A 17,737-nucleotide genomic window follows, 5' to 3' on the forward strand; every position below is an offset into this window, starting at 1 on the left:
ATTAAATGTGTAATAATATTTTCTATGTATATTCTTAATACGATGAGATTACTATGAAAGAAAAAATAATTAATATTAATAGCGATTTAATTAAAGAATTACGTAAACGTACTAGCATTGGTGTTGTAGAATGTAAGCAAGCTTTAATTAAAGCTAATGGAGATCTTGAATTAGCTATAGATAACATGAGAAAATCCGGTTTAAAAACTGCTTGCAAAAAATCTGGACACATCACATCATCAGGTCTCATTGCAGTAGAAATAACATCCAATAAGCAATATGGTATTATGATAGAAATAAATTGTGAAACTGATTTCGTGGCTAAAGATAGTACTTTTCAAGAGTTCGTTAAAACTGTTATTATTACAGCATTAAATGAAAAAATTCATGATATTAATATACTACAAACTAGATTTAAAGAACAACGAACTAATTTAATTGCACAAGTTGGAGAAAATATAAATATTCGTAGGTTTGTTGTGTTGACGGGTGATTTTTTGGGATGTTATGTACACGGATTCAAAATAGGGGTAATAGTTGCTGCTAGCGGAAATGTAACTTCAGATTTAATGAAGAATATTTCCATGCACATCGCGGCTAAAAACCCTAAATATATTAATGTAAATGATGTTCCTAGAAGCGTAATAATTCGTGAAAATAATATTCAAATGGACATTGCTATGAAATCTGGAAAATCATACAAAATTTCAGAAAAAATAACCGCAGGACGTATGAGTAAATTTTTCAATGATATTGTATTAACAAAACAAAACTTCATAATGGATATTAACAAAACAGTGGAAGAGCTATTGATTGAGTATCATATAAAAATTAATAATTTTGCTCGCTTTGAATTAGGTGAAGATATGTAAATTAATATTTTATATTATTTCTAAAATTTTAATTAATTAACACAGATCATCATTGGTTTTTAAAGTAATATATTCAATCCCTTTAACAATAAAAAACTATTAATTAAATTGGTTAAATCGGAATAATTATTGACATGCATATTATACTTTAAATAAGTTAGTGTTTGCTTCTGTTTATGCCATTTTTTGTGAGGAATATAATTAATGGTAACTCACACGAAACCAATTTATCGGCGTATCGTACTTAAAATGAGCGGAGAAGCTCTACAAGGCGCCGAAGGTTTTGGAATCGATACTACTATATTAAACCGAATGGTTACAGAAGTTAAAGAGTTAGTTAAAATAGGTATTCAAATAGGTATAGTTATGGGAGGCGGCAATTTGTTCCGTGGCGCTGAATTAGTTAAATCCGGTATGAATCGTATAGTAGGAGACCATATAGGGATGTTAGCTACTATAATGAATGGATTAGCCATGAGAAGTGCATTAAATCATGCTTATGTTCATTCCCATTTAATGTCAGCTATTCCATTAAATGGAGTATGCGATCATTATAATTGGATGAAAGCTATTAACTTACTGTCTAATAATTGGGTGGTAATTTTTGCAGCTGGAACCGGAAACCCTTTATTTACTACCGATTCTGCTGCCTGTTTGCGTGGTATTGAAATTAAAGCAGATGTAGTACTTAAAGCAACTAAAGTAGATGGTGTATTTTCTACTGATCCAATTCAACACCCTGATGCTACACTATATGAACAATTGAGTTATCAGGACGTACTAGAGCGTGAATTAAAAGTTATGGATTTGACAGCATTTACATTGGCACGAGAACACAATTTACCAATACGCATATTTAATATAAATAAACTTGGAGCATTAAAAAGAATAATAATGGGATATAAAGAAGGGACTTTAATAACCAAATAATTTAAAGATTTGCGACATTCAAATAAATACTTAAATTTATATAAATTGATTTTTAATTTAGAAATATAAATCAGAGGTATATGATGTGATTAATAAAATTGATAATATTCAGACAGATTCGGAAATACATATGAAAAAATGTATTAAAAACTTTAAAACAAATATCAACAATATTCATATAGGACGTATTTCTCCAAATATATTAAATAACATCCGAGTAGACTACTATGGAATATCCACTCCATTATCTCAAGTAGCAAATGCCATAGTAGAAGATTCACGTACTTTAGCTATTACAGTGTTTGATCATCAGTTGATCAAATCAACTGAAAAAGCTATTTTTATGTCTGATTTGGAATTAATTCCTATTTCTTATGGAAATACTATTCGAGTAACATTACCTGCATTGACTGAAGAACGTCGTCATACTTTAATAAAAATGGTACGAACTGAAGCAGAAAAAAGTAAAATAGCTGTAAGAAGTGTGCGTCGTATTGCTAATGATAAAACCAAAATTTTACTTAAAAACAAAGAAATTAATGAAGACGAAGAGCATTTTTTTCAAAATGAAATTCAAAAGTTAACTAATATTTGGATTAAAGAAATTGATATTATTCTCTCGGAAAAAGAATCAGAATTAATGAAATTTTAAGTATTAAATTGTGCGTTGATACATATTTATATATGTACTAACATAAATAATAGATTTTTATCTTTACACCAAATGAGTAATTTAATTTATACATATGCAATCTTTAACAATTCTAGGTAGTACTGGATCTATTGGAAAAGCTACCCTATCTGTAATACAACAACACACCGATAAGTTTTTTGTGCATGCATTAGTCGCAAAAAATAACGTTGCTATCATGACAGAACAGTGCATAGCGATGTCTCCCAAATATGCATGTATGATATCTGAAGATGCAGCACGAATATTGAAAAAAAATTTAATCACCGCTGGGAAATATGATATTGAAGTGTTATCTGGAGTGATGCATGCCTGTGAATTAGCATCAACTAATGATGTGGATATGGTGATGTCTGCCATAGTTGGAATTGCTGGATTAAAGCCTACTTTTTCCGCGTTGCGTGCTGGTAAAAAAATATTGTTGGCAAATAAAGAAACTTTAGTTACTGGCGGAAAATTGTTTATGAAAGAAGCCAATCGATACCGTGCCTGTATACTGCCCATAGATAGCGAACATAACGCAATTTTTCAAAATCTACCAAAGATATGTCAGAAGAATTTAGGAAATACATCTTTATCTGAATGCGGTATATCTCGTATTGTGCTAACTGCATCTGGAGGAATTTTCTTCAAAACGCCACAAAAACAATTAACTAAAATAACACCAGAGCAGGCTTGCGTGCATCCTAATTGGTCCATGGGGCGTAAGATATCAGTAGATTCTGCTACTATGATGAATAAGGGATTAGAATATATTGAAGCACGTCATTTATTTAATGCTAAACCAAGTGAAATAGAAATTTTATTACATCCTCAGTCTATTGTCCATGCTATGGTATACTATTCCGACGGAAATGTATTGGCGCATTTAGCACCTCCAGATATGAGAATTCCTATTGCGTACGCAATGGCATATCCTAAAAGAATAGGACTAAAAATCTCATCTAATATAGACATATATTATCTTAATAAATTACATTTTGATCAATTAGATAATTGCAGTTATCCTTGTTTCCAATTAGCAATAGATGCTGATAATTGTAGTCAATCGGCTACTATTGTTCTGAACGCAGCAAATGAAATTGCCGTAGAAGCATTTTTACGTAAAATGATTTCTTTTACTGACATTCCTGACGTCATTCGTCGTGTACTTGATGCAATAAATTTAAATGATCCTAATGATATAGAAGATATTTTATATATTGATCAAAAAGCTCGTGAGAAAGCAATATCTATATGTGTCATATAATAAATAATGTTGTCTTTAATAAATTTATCACAATTACTACATATATATATCACGAAAATGATAAGTAATTTCATTAATCTATAATTATAATGTTAATTATTATAAACGAGTATTTTTACTTAACACAAAGGTATTTAATTTGGAAAATAAATAAATGTGATATTATCTCAACGTAATCAAAATCTTAGCACTTTTTCATCTAATTTATTACCACGCCATGTTGCTATTATCATGGATGGTAATGGGCGTTGGGCAAGAACACGAGGAAAATTACGTATTGTTGGGCATCAAGCTGGATTTAATGCGGTACGGCGTGCTGTTCATTTCGCTGTTAATTATAGATTCGATGCATTAACTTTATATGCGTTTAGCAGTGAAAACTGGAAACGTCCTGACAAAGAGATTGATTCTTTAATGCAATTGTTTTCTCATGCTTTAAATAATGAAATAGATGTTCTACATAAGAACAATATCAAACTAAGAATCATTGGAGATATTAATCGATTTTCCGGTGAATTACAAAAAAATATACACCGCTCTGAAAAATTAACTTCCAATAATAGTGGACTTACGCTTAATATTGCTGCAAATTATGGAGGACGATGGGATATTATCCAAGGAGTAAAACAACTTGCCACGCAAGTGCAGCAAGGAATATTAACTCCTAATCAAATTGACGAAGATGCTCTATGTAAATGTATCTGTATGCATGAATTAGCTCCAGTAGATTTGGTGATTCGAACAGGAGGTGAACATCGCATTAGTAATTTTTTGCTTTGGCAAATAGCATATGCTGAATTATTTTTTACAGATGTATTATGGCCTGATTTTAATGACGTCATATTTAAAAGAGCAGTAAATACTTTTATGAAACGAGAGCGCCGATTTGGAAACAGCGCATCTATTTAATTTTCAATACACATGTAATCAAGGAAAAAATGTGTTAAAAACCCGTTTAATTAGCATGTTGCTCCTTATCCCCATCACTATTTTGATGGTATTTTTATTGCCTATTGTATCATTCTCGATTGTTGTATCTATCATTTGTTTGATTAGTGCATGGGAATGGGGGAAAATGCATCATTTTTCTGATTATGCACACCGAATGTGGATATGCGCTATATTTGGATTATTGTGTATTACAATGATTATTGTAATAAAAAAAATATATTTATATTTCAATAATTGGCATATTTTTTGGTATATTTTCGGTAACATTAGTATAGTATGGTGGGTATTAGCGTTTATATTAATATTATCTTATCCTGATTCTGCTATTTTTTGGAAAAAATCTAATGTACTACGTTTTTTTTTCGGAATATTAACAATATTACCATTTTTTTGGGGGATATTAACGTTGCGCCAATTTCATCATATCAATGATAGCACCATCGGAGCATGGTGTTTACTGTATATTGTAATATTAATTTGGATTAATGATTCAAGTGCATATCTTATCGGTAAAACATTAGGGCGCCGTAAATTATTAGAAAGCGTATCTCCTAAAAAAACTTGGGAAGGATTTATTGGAGGTATATTAATTTCAACAGGAATTTCATGGTTATTCAGTAAATATATGCCAATCACGGTGATAAATCCATCTCTTATATTTATTTATTCTATCATTGCAATTATAGCCTCTATAATAGGAGACTTAACTGAAAGTATGTTTAAGAGAGAAGCTGGTATTAAAGATAGCGGAAGTTTAATTCCTGGACATGGAGGAATGTTAGATCGCATAGACAGCTTATTTGCTGCAGTGCCTATTTTCGTTTACCTAATATTATTAAGTTTATATTAATATCATCATCAAAAAAATAGAGAATTCATTAACATCATGTTATTACATTTTTTTTGGAACTTAATCGCATTTATCCTTGCATTAAGTATACTCATCACGGTCCATGAATATGGACATTTTGTAGCAGCACGTTTTTTAAAGGTAAAAGTAGAGCGATTTTCTATAGGATTCGGTCCTGTTTTGTGGAGTTGGAGAGATTCAAATGATACTGAATACGTAATTTCCGCTGTTCTTTTTGGTGGATACGTTAAATTATTTAATACTCGAAAAAAAATAGCATCTTGCGATGAAGAACGTAATCAATCATTCAATTATAAGCGTATTTGGAAAAAAAGTATTATTGTAGTTTCAGGACCCATGTTTAACTTTCTTTTTTCTATTGTGTTATACACATTAGTTTTTATGATAGGTGTGCCTATTTATAAACCAATAATCCATTCTGTTATACCTAACTCCATTATTGCTCAATCACATGTACCATCTGGTGTAGAAATTAAATCAATTAACAATGTTCTGACTCGTGATTGGGATGCAGTACGTTTGGAAATTCTTAATAGCATAGGTAAAGAAAAAATTATTATTTCTGCAACACCAATAAATAGTACGCATATTAAAACTTATACCATTAATTTGCCTTGTAACTGGTTCAATAAACCTACCAATAATAAAGATCCTATAATAACATTGGGTATTCTTCCTTTTAATACACATGTATTACCAATCTTGTCAGGAATACAATCTGATTCTGCCGCACAACGAGCTGGTTTAAAAATTGGAGACAAAATAATCTCAATTGACGATCAATTAATACATAATTGGGAGTCATTTATTACAATTATCAAAAATAATCCAGAAAAAACTTTTAAAATTATAGTAGAACGGAAAAATAAAATATTAAACTTCAACTTAACACCAGATAAAAAACATCTGGTTCCTTCCGATAAAGCAGAAGGAGTTATAGGTGTTTTTCCGAAAATTACTTGTATTCCAACAAAACATCATGCAATTCATCAATATGGATTGCATCTAGCTATACTGGAAGCTTGCGAAAAAACATGGAAATTGATATGCCTAACAACTAACACTTTATTTAAATTGATTACTGGAGATGTTAGGATAACCCACCTCAGCGGCCCAATTGCGATAGCGCAAGGAGCAGGTGCATCCGCTCAATCTGGGGTAATTTACTATCTTATGTTTTTATCTTTAATTAGTATCAATTTAGGTATTATTAATTTACTACCGTTTCCAACACTAGATGGGGGGCATTTATTATTTTTTATAATAGAAAAAATAAAAGGAAAATCAATATCGAAAAAAACACAAAATTTTGGTTATATCATTGGGTCCATTATACTTACGTTTATGATGTGCTTAGCAATTTTCAACGATATATCTAGATTATGGTAATTAATAAAAATTAAAAATAAAAAGATTAAAATAAATAACAATAGATGAAAAGAATATTTATAGCATTCTTATTGATAATTAGCAATATAGCACATAGCGATGATACAATCATAAACAAAATTTTTTTTAACGGATTAAAAAGAATTTCTTTAGATACAGTACTATTTAATTTACCTTTAAAAATTGGAACTATTATTAATGATGAAGATATTGCTAATAGTATTAAAGTGTTGTTTTCTACAGGATATTTTGAAGAAATCACAATATCTAATAATGAAAAAGGAATTATTATAATCCAAGTAAAAGAACGTCCAGTTATTGATAATGTTAATTTTCAAGGGAATAAAATAATTACAGAAGATGTAATAAAAAAAATATTAAATGTAAAAAAAATACAATCAGGTGAACCATTTAATGAATGTTCTATTTTTGAATTAAAACGAGAATTAGATAATTTGTATCATAACTTTGGCAAATTTACAGCTACAACTAAGATAGTAGTTATTCCTCTATCAAGAAATCGTGTTAATTTGAAAATAATGTTTACCGAAGGTAAAACCGCCAAAGTACAACAAATCAATATTTTTGGTAATCATGCATTCCATACAAAAAAATTGTTATCACAATTTAAATTATATAGAAAAATCAAATGGAGACCCATATTACCCAATCGACAATATCAACAACAAAAATTATTTTATGACTTAGATAAATTACGTAATTTTTACTTAAACCATGGTTACGCTAAATTTCATATTGATGAAACACAAATTGATTTAACGCCAAATAAAAAATATATTTACCTTTCTTTATATATTAAAGAAGGCATGCAATATACATTTGATTCTGTAAAATTACATGGAAATATATTAGATTATTTTCCTAATATTAAGGAATACATGATAATCTCTCCTGGAGAATTATATAGTAACAATAAAATTCAAGAAATAGAACGTAACATACGATATGTGTTAAGCAAAAATGGCTACATGCAACCTATTATATTCATAGAACCAGATATAAATGACAACAATAAAACAATAACATTATATGTATATGTTGATATAGGGCCTCATTTTTATGTACGCGAAATACGCTTTGAAGGTAATAATATTACTAAAGATGAAGTAATTCGTAGAGAAATACATCAAACAGAACAAATGCAATTAGATTATACTCGTATTATTCAAGATCAAGATCGACTTAAACGTCTTTGTTATTTTAAAACTGTAAACACTCGCATTGAATATGTATCGAATACTTTAAACCAAATCGATGTTATTTACAAAGTTGAAGAACGTAATACTGGTAATTTAAATTTGAGCGTCGGATTTGGAACAGAAAGTGGTATAAATTTACAATTTGGAATGTATCAAGAAAATGTATTAGGTTCTGGAAACTCTATAGCTGTTGCCAGTACTAAAAATAATTACCAAACTTATGCTGAAATATCATCTGTAAAACCTTACTGCGGCATTAATAATATTAACGTAGGAGGGAAAATATTTTATAATGATTTAAATACTAACAAAACGGGTTTGTCAGATTATAATTTGAAAAATTATGGTATTAATGTTAATTGCTCATACCCGATTGTTGAATACAACACGTTTAATATAGGATTAAATTATGTATCTAATTATTTAAGTAAAGTAGCTCCTCAACTAGCAATATGGCGTTATCTAAAATCTGTAAATATTTATCCAAAAATATCGATTAACAATAAATTTTTGGATAACGCTATTAATTTTCATACAAATGATTTTTTATTAGTTTCAGGATGGACTTTTGATAACTCGAATCATGCTTATTTTCCTACATATGGCGTACGCGCTAATGTATCAAGTACATTAACACTACCTGGGTCTAATAATCAATATTATAAAATACTAATTAATTGCAATAGCTATATGCCTTTAGACCAATATTATAATTGGATAATGATGAATTCTATATATGCTGGTTATTCTGGAAGTATACATAAAAAAGAAAATCCTTTTTATGATAACTTCTACGCAGGAGGTATTGGAACAATACGTGGATTTAGATTAAATAGTATAGGACCAAAAGCTGCCTATTATCATTGCAATGACTCAAGCCAAAACTATACTACATGTGCAATAAAAAATTCTCAAGATGCTGTTGGTGGAAATGCAATAACTCTTTTTAAAACTGAGTTAATTATTCCTATCACATATTTTAATAAACAACATTCTGATATTGCACGTATTTCTCTGTTTTTAGACACAGGTACTGTATGGGATACTTTTTGGAAAAATACTGAAGCAACACAACAAGCTGGTATCGTAGATTATAGCATTCCAAGTAATATTCGTATATCCAGTGGTGTAGCTTTGAACTGGATATCTCCAGTTGGACCAGTGATTTTTTCTTATTCAAAATTGATAAAAAAATATCTTGGAGATATAGAAGAACCATTTCAATTTAGTATCGGAAAAACATGGTAAAATTTAGGTGCAGTATAGAAATAACAAATATCTTATCAAAGTATAAACTTTTATATTTTATTAAACTAAGAGGTTTACAGTGAAAAAGTGGACATATATATTAAGTATGGTGATTTGGATAACACAAATTAGCCCTGTTGATGCTGAGGATAAAATTGCGATAGTTAATATTTCTAATATTTTCCAACAATCTTCACAACGCGCGAAAATCATTAAACAACTTGAATATGAATTTAAAGATCGTGCTACCGAATTAGAAAAGATGGAGCACGATTTACAAATGAAAATACAAATATTACAACGAGATGGTGCTACCATGAAAACAATCGAGCGTAGTGAATTAGAAAAATCGTTAATAAATCAACGTGAAATTTTCTCTAACAAAGCTAAAGAATTTCAACAAGAAAATCATTCACGTCAGACGGAAGAAAGAGATAAAATTCTGAATATGATTCAGAATGTGGTAACGAATGTTGCTAAAAAAGAAAATTACGATATAGTAATCGACACTAATGCTGTACTGTATCACAGTATTCGTGTTACAGACATTACCAATTCTGTAATGAAACAAGTTGGATAAGTTATGATCGAAATGCGATTATCTGACCTAGCACAACAGTTAAATGCTAAATTACATGGAGATGAAAATATTATTATTACTGGTGTTGCTTCTATAAATAACGCACGAGTAGGACATATTACTTTTTTAAAAGATCAGCGATTTCTAAGTCAACTAAGATCCTGTCGCGCCTCAGCAGTGATATTGTCTAAAAACAACTTAATTTTTTGTAAGATTGCCGCATTAGTAGTAGAAGATCCTTATATTGCGTATGTTAAAATAGCACGATTGATGGATACTACCCCTAAACCATCAAAAAACATTGCATCTGGAGCTATAATTGCTTCAGATGCAATTTTAGGTCAAAGAGTAGGGATTGGCGCTAATGCAGTTATAGAATCTGAAGTAATTTTAGGGGATGATGTAATCATTGGTCCCGGTAGTTTCGTAGGAAAAAAAACAAGAATAGGAACAGGTACGCGTTTATGGGCTAATGTTACTATATATCATGAAGTAGAAATTGGTGAATGCTGCTTAATACAATCTGGAGCTATAATTGGTTCTGATGGATTTGGGTATATTAATGACCATGGTGTGTGGACTAAAATTCCTCATTTAGGAACAGTAAAAATTGGAAATAATGTGGAAATAGGTGCTTGTACTACTATTGACCGTGGAACATTAGATGATACTAAAATTGAAAACGGAGTAATTATTGATAATCAGTGCCAAATTGCACATAATGTCATAATAGGCGCGCGCACTGCAATAGCAGGAGGTGTCATTATGGCTGGGAGTTTAACAATTGGAAGAGATTGCATGATAGGCGGAGCTAGTGTAATTAATGGGCACATAAATATTTGTGATAAAGTCACGATAACCGGAATGGGTATGGTAATAAAAGCAATAACACAACCTGGTATTTACTCATCAGGTATTCCTGTACAACTAAATACAGTATGGTGGAAAACTGCCGCGTTAATTATGCGGATTAGTAATATGAATAAACGTATAAAAACTATAGAAGAAAAATTAAAAAAACTATTGTTCCTATAAATTTTAAGATAATTAGGACAGCTTATTCTTCATCTTGTTAGAATGAACGGGATAGTATTGTTAATACGATTTATTACCTTAGACAGGAATAGAAAACCTTGATTACTGATACTTGTGTTTTGCATATTGAGGAAGTTTTAGAACTTTTGCCGCATCGATTTCCATTTTTGCTAGTTGATCGTGTACTAAATTTTGAAAAAGGAAAATTCTTAAGAGCGGTAAAAAATGTTTCCTTTAATGAACCATTTTTTCAAGGTCATTTTCCGGGAAAACCCATTTTTCCTGGAGTATTAATTTTAGAGGCTATGGCTCAAGCCACAGGCATCTTAGCCTTTAAAAGTACAGGTAAATTAGCTCCGGGGGAATTATATTATTTTGCTGCAATTGATGCAGCTCGATTCAAGCGCCCAGTACAGCCTGGTGATCAAATGATACTTGATGTGGAATTTATTAAAGAAAGACGTGGTATTGCACGCTTTAAAGGAATCGCTACAGTAAACGAAGAAATGGCTTGTGAAGCATCAATGATGTGCGCTCGTAGAAAGGAAATTTAAACTGATGATTCATCAATCTGCCATCATACATCCTAGTTCTATAATAGAAGAAGGAGCTATAATACACGATAACGTGCATATCGGTCCATTTTGTTTTATTGGAGCGCAAGTTGAAATAGGGGCGCGAACTTTACTGAAATCTCATATTGTAATTAATGGAATTACTCAAATTGGAGAAGATAATCAAATTTATCAATTTGCTTCTCTTGGGGAAGTAAACCAAGATTTAAAATACGCAAAAGAATCTACGCGCATAGAGATTGGTCACTATAATCAGATTAGAGAAAGTGTCACTATTCACCGCGGTACTATACAAGGCAAAAAAGTTACCAAAATAGGGAATAGCAATTTATTTATGATTAACGTACATATTGCTCATGATTGCATAATAGGAGATCATTGTGTTATGGCTAACAACGTTACTTTAGGAGGGCACGTAAGAGTAGATAATCATACTATTATTGGAGGAATGACCGCGATCCATCAATTTTGTATTATTGGAACACATGTTATGATTGGAGGATGTTCTGGTGTAGTTCAAGATATCCCACCATTCATAATAGCCCAAGGAAATCATGCAACACCTTTTGGATTAAACATTGAAGGTTTAAAACGGCGCGGTTTTAGTCGTTCCTCCGTACACGCTATTCGAGATGCTTATAAAATTTTATATCGTAGCAGTAAAACTGTTGAATCAGCTAAAGAGGCTTTAAAAGCCTTAGCAGCAGAACATCCAATTATCAATGAATTTGTAGATTTTTTAATACGCTCTCAACGAGGCATTATTCGTTAACAATGTTATCTATCGTCCATGCATAATAATCGCACTATTATTATAGGTATAGTAGCAGGAGAAGCTTCTGGAGATATTTTAGGAGCAGGATTAATCCGTACATTAAAAAAATACTTAAAAAAAGTATGTTTTTTTGGTATTGGTGGTCCCTGTATGCAATCTGAAGATATGAAATCTTGGTATAATATAGAAGAATTATCAGTTATGGGTTTTGCTGAAATCGTTATGAAATTACCACGACTATTATATATTCGTAGAAATTTAGCTCGTAGATTTATTAACTTGAAACCTGATGTTTTCATTGGTATCGATTCTCCAGATTTTAATATTTCGTTAGAAAATTGTTTGAAAAAACGTGGAATTCGTACAATTCATTATGTTAGCCCATCAGTATGGGCATGGAGGAAAAAACGTATTTTTGCGCTTAAAAAAGCTACCGATAATATTTTGGTTATTTTGCCTTTTGAAAAAAAAATATACGATCACTTCAATATACCATGTCAATTTGTTGGGCATTCATTAGCAGATCAAATACCACTTAATCCAAATAAAGTTTCTGCTCGTCAAAAATTAGGTATTCCTCATGACGTATGTTGTTTAGCAGTATTACCAGGCAGCAGAATTAGGGAAATTAAAATGTTAGCTCATGATTTTTTAGTATGCGCTAAATTATTAAAAAATAATTTTCCTAATCTTGAAATTTTAGTGCCATTAACTAATCAGACATCTATAAAAAAATTTATTAGTGTTGTATCAACATCGGTTAAATATCGTATTCTAAGCAATCAATCAGCATGGGAGATAATGATGGCAGCAGATGCTTCTTTAGTAACCGCTGGAACAGCAACTTTAGAATGTATGTTAGTCAAATGCCCCATGGTTGTAGCGTATCGCATGCATCCCTTAACATTCATGTTAGCCAAGCATCTTATAAATATTCCCTGGATATCACTACCTAATTTATTAGCAGGTCATGAATTGGTAAAAGAATTTATTCAAAATAACTGCCGTCCTGAAAATTTAGCACAGACATTAATTAATTTATTAAATGATAATAATCAACATATAGTATTGAAAAAAAAATTTAGACAATTACATCACAGCATTAGATGTAATGCAGATGAACAAGCAGCCTATGCGGTTTTGAGATTAATCAAATGACAACAATGTTATCTATTGTGCAAGTAAAAAATAATGAAATATCACAAACACTATCTATCAAAAAATTTAAATTAATTGCAGGAGTAGATGAATCAGGATGTGGATCATTAGTTGGATCAGTAATAGCTGCTGCAGTGATATTGCATGCAATACAACCAATTTCTGGATTATCTGATTCCAATACATTAAATAAAAATAAAAGACTCAATTTATATAAAAATATTATTAAAAATGCATTAGCCTGGAGCATCGGATATGTTGATGTTACAGAAATTGATCGTTCTAATATTTTAGAAGCTCGTTTATTAGCAATGAAACGAGCAGTGCACAATTTATCTGTTAAACCAGATTTAATTTTAATAAATGGAAATCGTTCTCCAGGATTTACAGAAATACCTTATCAATGTTTTAACAAAGGAGATGCTCGGATAGCAAGTATAGGAGCAGCTTCCATTATAGCTAAAGTTACATGTGATCAAGATATGATCATATTAGATAAGCAATATCCAAAATATGGATTTGCTCAAAACAAAGGATATCTTACTTTTTTTCACTTAAAACAACTAGCACTATACGGTCCTATATCACATCATCGAAAAAGCTTTGCTCCTGTAAAACATGTGATTTCTGATATTAATAAGAAACTCTAGGTTTAATATAATGAGATATACATTATTGCTTATGATCTTTTAAATTATGATAAAACCACGTTTTATTCACTTGCACGTACATAGCGATTACTCCATGATTGATGGGTTAGCTACGGTAAATAAATTAATAACAAAAGCAGCATATCTTAAAATGCCCGCATTAGCTCTTACTGATTTTAACAATTTATTTGGGTTTATTAAATTCTATGATGTTGCTTATAAATCAGGAATCAAACCAATTATTGGAGCAGATTTTTTAGTACAAGATCTTATCATTGACAACAAACCCAGCAATTTAACATGCTTGGTTACTGATAAACAGGGTTATTATCATTTAATTATGCTAATTTCAAAAGCATATAAAAATAAATGCAATAATGTTGCTCTTATGATTCAACGCCATTGGCTTAAAGAATATAACAAGGGTTTAATTCTACTTTCTGGAGGGCGCAACGGAGATATCGGCAGATATTTATTAAGAAATGAAAAATCAAAGATAGAACAATGTTTATATTTTTATTCCAAGTATTTTCCAAATAGATATTATCTGGAATTAATACGTACTGGTCGTCAACATGAAGAATCTTATTTACAATTAGCGATAGAATTATCAATAGCCAAAGGATTACCGGTAGTAGCTACCAACGATGTACGTTTTATTAATGAAAAAGATTTTTTAGCGCATGAGGTTCGCGTAGCGATATATGCTGGTACTACATTAAATAATGTCCAACAGTTACGTAAATATAGTTCACAACAATTTATGAAAAGTGAACAAGAAATGTGTGAATTATTCTCTGATGTGCCAGAATCTTTAGTAAATAGTGTAGAAATTGCTTACAGATGTAATTTCACCATCGATTTAGGTGGATATTTTTTACCACAATTTCCTACTGGGTGTAAGTCTGCTAAAGATTTTCTTACTGCACACGCAAAAAAAGGATTGGAAGAACGTTTAATTTTGTTATTTCCAAAGACTAAAGAACGTCTTGTTCAGAGAAAACCGTATGATTTACGATTAAAACATGAGTTACAAGTAATTAATAATATGAATTTTCCTAGTTATTTTCTCATCGTTATGGAATTTATTAAATGGGCTAAAAATAACGATATTCCAGTTGGACCTGGAAGAGGTTCTGGAGCTAGTTCATTAGTGGCTTATGTTTTAAAAATTACAGAACTTGATCCATTACAATTTGATTTGTTGTTTGAACGTTTTCTTAATCCAGAGCGTATATCTATGCCTGATCTAGATATTGATTTTTGCATGGATCATCGTGATTTAGTAATTGAACATGTCTCTAAAACTTACGGATCAGAAGCTGTATCTCAAATTATTACGTTTGGGACTATGGCAGCTAAAGCAGTGATTCGAGATGTAGGACGCGTACTAGGGCATCCTTATGCGATGATTAATCGTATCGCTAAATTAATTCCATTAGAATCGGGAATAACATTGAAAAAAGCGTTTTCTATTGAGCCTCAACTTAAATTACTTTATGAAAACGACGAAGATATTACAGAGCTCATCGATATGGCCCTGCAATTAGAAGGTATCGTGAGAAATGTAAGCAAACATGCAGGAGGAGTAGTAATTGCGCCTATAAAAATTACTGATTTTTCTCCCTTGTATTATGATAACGACAGTATTCATCCAATGACTCAATTTGATAAAGATGACATTGAACGTATTGGATTAATAAAATTTGATTTTCTTGGTTTGCGTACATTGACCATTATTCATCATGCATTAAAAATGATTAACAATACGCGCCTGAAACATGATCTCGCTATTATTGATATACACTCCATATCGTTACATGACCAAAAAAGCTTTCATGTACTTCAATCTTCAGAAACTACTGCAATATTTCAATTAGAATCACGCGGTATAAAAGAATTAATTAAACGTTTAAAACCAGATTGTTTTGAAGATTTGATAGCATTGATTGCGTTATTTCGTCCAGGACCGCTACAGTCAGGTATGGTGGATAATTTCATCAATAGAAAACACGGTTATGAAACTATTTCTTATCCTGATGCTAAATGGCAACATGAATCTCTACGTCCAGTATTGGAATCAACTTATGGAATTATTTTGTATCAAGAACAAGTCATGCAAATAGCACAAGTACTTGCAGGTTATACACTTGGACAAGCCGATATATTAAGACGTGCTATTGGTAAAAAAAAACCAGAAGATATGGCTAAACAACGCTCTTTTTTTAATTTAGGTGCTGCAAAAAATGGTATCGATAATACACTATCAATGAAGATTTTTGATCTTGTAGAAAAATTCGCTGGTTATGGTTTCAATAAATCTCATTCTGCAGCGTATGCATTAATATCTTATCAAACATTGTGGTTAAAAACACATTATCCTGCTGAATTTATGGCGGCAGCATTAAGTTCTGATATGGATAATTTAAATAAAGTAGTATACCTAATAGGTGAATGTCAAAAAATGAAACTTATAATTTCACCCCCAAATATTAACACCAGTCAATATCATTTTTATGTTAATGCAAATAAAGAAATTGTTTATGGGTTTGGAGCTATAAAAGGAATAGGAAAAACCTCTATAGAATCTATAATAACATCTCGTAATAAAGGTGGTAATTTTAAAGAATTATTTGACTTCTGCATTCGTATCGACAGTACAAAAATAAATCATCGTATGATTGAAAAATTAATTCTTTCCGGAGCCTGTGATTCGTTTGGAATACATCGTTCAAAATTAATGGCATCACTTAATGATGTACTAAAACATGCTAATCAACATATTAAAAATAAATATAGTAAACAAACAGATATATTCGAAATGCGTTTAGATGAATCTAATACTATTGCGATATCTGATCGCGACGACAACACACCACAATGGTCTAATCAGTTATTATTAGAAAAAGAAAAAGAAGCTCTTGGATTATATTTAACTAGTCATCCTACTATTCAATATATAAAAACAATAAAACGTTGTGCATCTAACATCGTTAATATAAAAGATGTTCTGTTAGAAACAGATAATAAAATATTGCATATTTTTGGTTTAATTGTATCAATCCGAATAAAATTAAGTAAGAAAGGAAAACGTGTTGTATTTTTTATTTTAGAAGATTATTCTGGTCGATTGGAAATAATGATATTTGAAACACTGATCCATAAATATCAACATTGTTTAAAAGAAAATAATTTATTACTTGTTACAGGTGTGATCAATATTGATAAGATACGTGGTCATTACAAAATGATTGCACAGAAATTAGAAGATATTAACGACATTCATAAAAAACATACGCGTAGTTTATCTATCACATTAAAGAGTAAACAAGTTAACAATCAATTGTTAACCAATATTCATTTTTTTTTAGAAAAAAATAAACTTGGAACTTTACCAGTATATTTTTTTTATCAAAAAAATGGTATTCAAATCAAATTACATTGTGGAAAAAAATGGTATATTACCCTAACTGATCAGTTACTGAGGAATCTACGTAGTCTTGTTGGGGATGAACAAATCAAATTAGAATTACATTAATTTAA

General features: G+C 30.6%; 15 protein-coding genes. All 15 read left to right on the plus strand.

All coding sequences use genetic code 11. The features are described 5' to 3' along the window. Positions 1-53 precede the first annotated feature (53 nt). Positions 54-872 carry a translation elongation factor Ts gene (tsf, locus tag BCHRO640_RS01395; RefSeq protein ID WP_015344544.1) on the plus strand — a complete coding sequence of 273 codons (819 nt, stop codon included), beginning with the start codon at positions 54-56 and terminating at the stop codon, positions 870-872. Positions 873-1,076: 204 nt separating this feature from the next. Further along, positions 1,077-1,802, plus strand: a complete 726-nt coding sequence (pyrH, locus tag BCHRO640_RS01400) for a UMP kinase (RefSeq protein WP_011282819.1) — start codon at positions 1,077-1,079, stop codon at positions 1,800-1,802. Between the two features lie 85 nt (positions 1,803-1,887). Then, complete coding sequence (gene frr / locus BCHRO640_RS01405) at positions 1,888-2,454, plus strand: ribosome recycling factor (protein WP_015344545.1); 567 nt, start codon at positions 1,888-1,890, stop codon at positions 2,452-2,454. 94 nt (positions 2,455-2,548) lie between these two features. Continuing rightward, positions 2,549-3,742: a 1-deoxy-D-xylulose-5-phosphate reductoisomerase gene (gene ispC, locus BCHRO640_RS01410; protein WP_015344546.1), complete on the plus strand. Its 1,194-nt coding sequence runs from the start codon at positions 2,549-2,551 to the stop codon at positions 3,740-3,742. Positions 3,743-3,898: 156 nt separating this feature from the next. After that, the gene (gene uppS / locus BCHRO640_RS01415; protein WP_015344547.1) at positions 3,899-4,651 is read left to right on the plus strand and encodes a polyprenyl diphosphate synthase; all 753 of its coding nucleotides are present in this window, start codon (positions 3,899-3,901) and stop codon (positions 4,649-4,651) included. 31 nt (positions 4,652-4,682) lie between these two features. Beyond that, on the plus strand, positions 4,683-5,543 hold the full coding sequence (locus tag BCHRO640_RS01420) for a phosphatidate cytidylyltransferase (RefSeq protein ID WP_015344548.1): 861 nt from the start codon (positions 4,683-4,685) through the stop codon (positions 5,541-5,543). Between the two features lie 36 nt (positions 5,544-5,579). Further along, positions 5,580-6,953, plus strand: a complete 1,374-nt coding sequence (gene rseP, locus BCHRO640_RS01425) for a sigma E protease regulator RseP (RefSeq protein ID WP_015344549.1) — start codon at positions 5,580-5,582, stop codon at positions 6,951-6,953. 44 nt (positions 6,954-6,997) lie between these two features. Beyond that, positions 6,998-9,421 (plus strand): outer membrane protein assembly factor BamA, encoded by a 2,424-nt coding sequence (gene bamA, locus BCHRO640_RS01430; RefSeq protein WP_015344550.1) that lies wholly within the window; start codon positions 6,998-7,000, stop codon positions 9,419-9,421. A gap of 79 nt (positions 9,422-9,500) precedes the next feature. Further along, entirely contained in the window at positions 9,501-10,001 is a 501-nt protein-coding gene (locus tag BCHRO640_RS01435; RefSeq protein ID WP_015344551.1) for an OmpH family outer membrane protein, read from the plus strand. 3 nt (positions 10,002-10,004) lie between these two features. Beyond that, positions 10,005-11,036 carry a UDP-3-O-(3-hydroxymyristoyl)glucosamine N-acyltransferase gene (lpxD, locus tag BCHRO640_RS01440; RefSeq protein WP_015344552.1) on the plus strand — a complete coding sequence of 344 codons (1,032 nt, stop codon included), beginning with the start codon at positions 10,005-10,007 and terminating at the stop codon, positions 11,034-11,036. 98 nt (positions 11,037-11,134) lie between these two features. Further along, complete coding sequence (gene fabZ, locus BCHRO640_RS01445; protein ID WP_011282828.1) at positions 11,135-11,590, plus strand: 3-hydroxyacyl-ACP dehydratase FabZ; 456 nt, start codon at positions 11,135-11,137, stop codon at positions 11,588-11,590. Positions 11,591-11,594: 4 nt separating this feature from the next. Then, the gene (gene lpxA / locus BCHRO640_RS01450; protein ID WP_011282829.1) at positions 11,595-12,383 is read left to right on the plus strand and encodes an acyl-ACP--UDP-N-acetylglucosamine O-acyltransferase; all 789 of its coding nucleotides are present in this window, start codon (positions 11,595-11,597) and stop codon (positions 12,381-12,383) included. 18 nt (positions 12,384-12,401) lie between these two features. Further along, positions 12,402-13,544 carry a lipid-A-disaccharide synthase gene (lpxB, locus tag BCHRO640_RS01455; protein ID WP_015344553.1) on the plus strand — a complete coding sequence of 381 codons (1,143 nt, stop codon included), beginning with the start codon at positions 12,402-12,404 and terminating at the stop codon, positions 13,542-13,544. Continuing rightward, positions 13,541-14,194, plus strand: coding sequence for a ribonuclease HII (gene rnhB, locus BCHRO640_RS01460; RefSeq protein ID WP_015344554.1), 654 nt, complete (start codon positions 13,541-13,543; stop codon positions 14,192-14,194). Before lpxB ends, rnhB begins: the two co-directional genes overlap by 4 nt. Positions 14,195-14,240: 46 nt before the next feature. After that, positions 14,241-17,732, plus strand: a complete 3,492-nt coding sequence (gene dnaE / locus BCHRO640_RS01465; RefSeq protein ID WP_015344555.1) for a DNA polymerase III subunit alpha — start codon at positions 14,241-14,243, stop codon at positions 17,730-17,732. The last annotated feature ends 5 nt before the right edge of the window (positions 17,733-17,737 follow it).

This window comes from Candidatus Blochmanniella chromaiodes str. 640 (assembly GCF_000331065.1).
Lineage (GTDB): Bacteria > Pseudomonadota > Gammaproteobacteria > Enterobacterales > Enterobacteriaceae > Blochmanniella > Blochmanniella pennsylvanica.

Bases quoted from the DNA above. Each gene is read 5' to 3' on its own strand.
- tsf (WP_015344544.1), top strand. From the start codon at position 54: ATGAAAGAAAAAATAATTAATATTAATAGCGATTTAATTAAAGAATTA.
- pyrH (WP_011282819.1), top strand. From the start codon at position 1,077: ATGGTAACTCACACGAAACCAATTTATCGGCGTATCGTACTTAAAATG.
- ispC (WP_015344546.1), top strand. From the start codon at position 2,549: ATGCAATCTTTAACAATTCTAGGTAGTACTGGATCTATTGGAAAAGCT.
- rseP (WP_015344549.1), top strand. From the start codon at position 5,580: ATGTTATTACATTTTTTTTGGAACTTAATCGCATTTATCCTTGCATTA.
- bamA (WP_015344550.1), top strand. From the start codon at position 6,998: ATGAAAAGAATATTTATAGCATTCTTATTGATAATTAGCAATATAGCA.
- lpxD (WP_015344552.1), top strand. From the start codon at position 10,005: ATGATCGAAATGCGATTATCTGACCTAGCACAACAGTTAAATGCTAAA.
- lpxA (WP_011282829.1), top strand. From the start codon at position 11,595: ATGATTCATCAATCTGCCATCATACATCCTAGTTCTATAATAGAAGAA.
- lpxB (WP_015344553.1), top strand. From the start codon at position 12,402: ATGCATAATAATCGCACTATTATTATAGGTATAGTAGCAGGAGAAGCT.
- rnhB (WP_015344554.1), top strand. From the start codon at position 13,541: ATGACAACAATGTTATCTATTGTGCAAGTAAAAAATAATGAAATATCA.
- dnaE (WP_015344555.1), top strand. From the start codon at position 14,241: ATGATAAAACCACGTTTTATTCACTTGCACGTACATAGCGATTACTCC.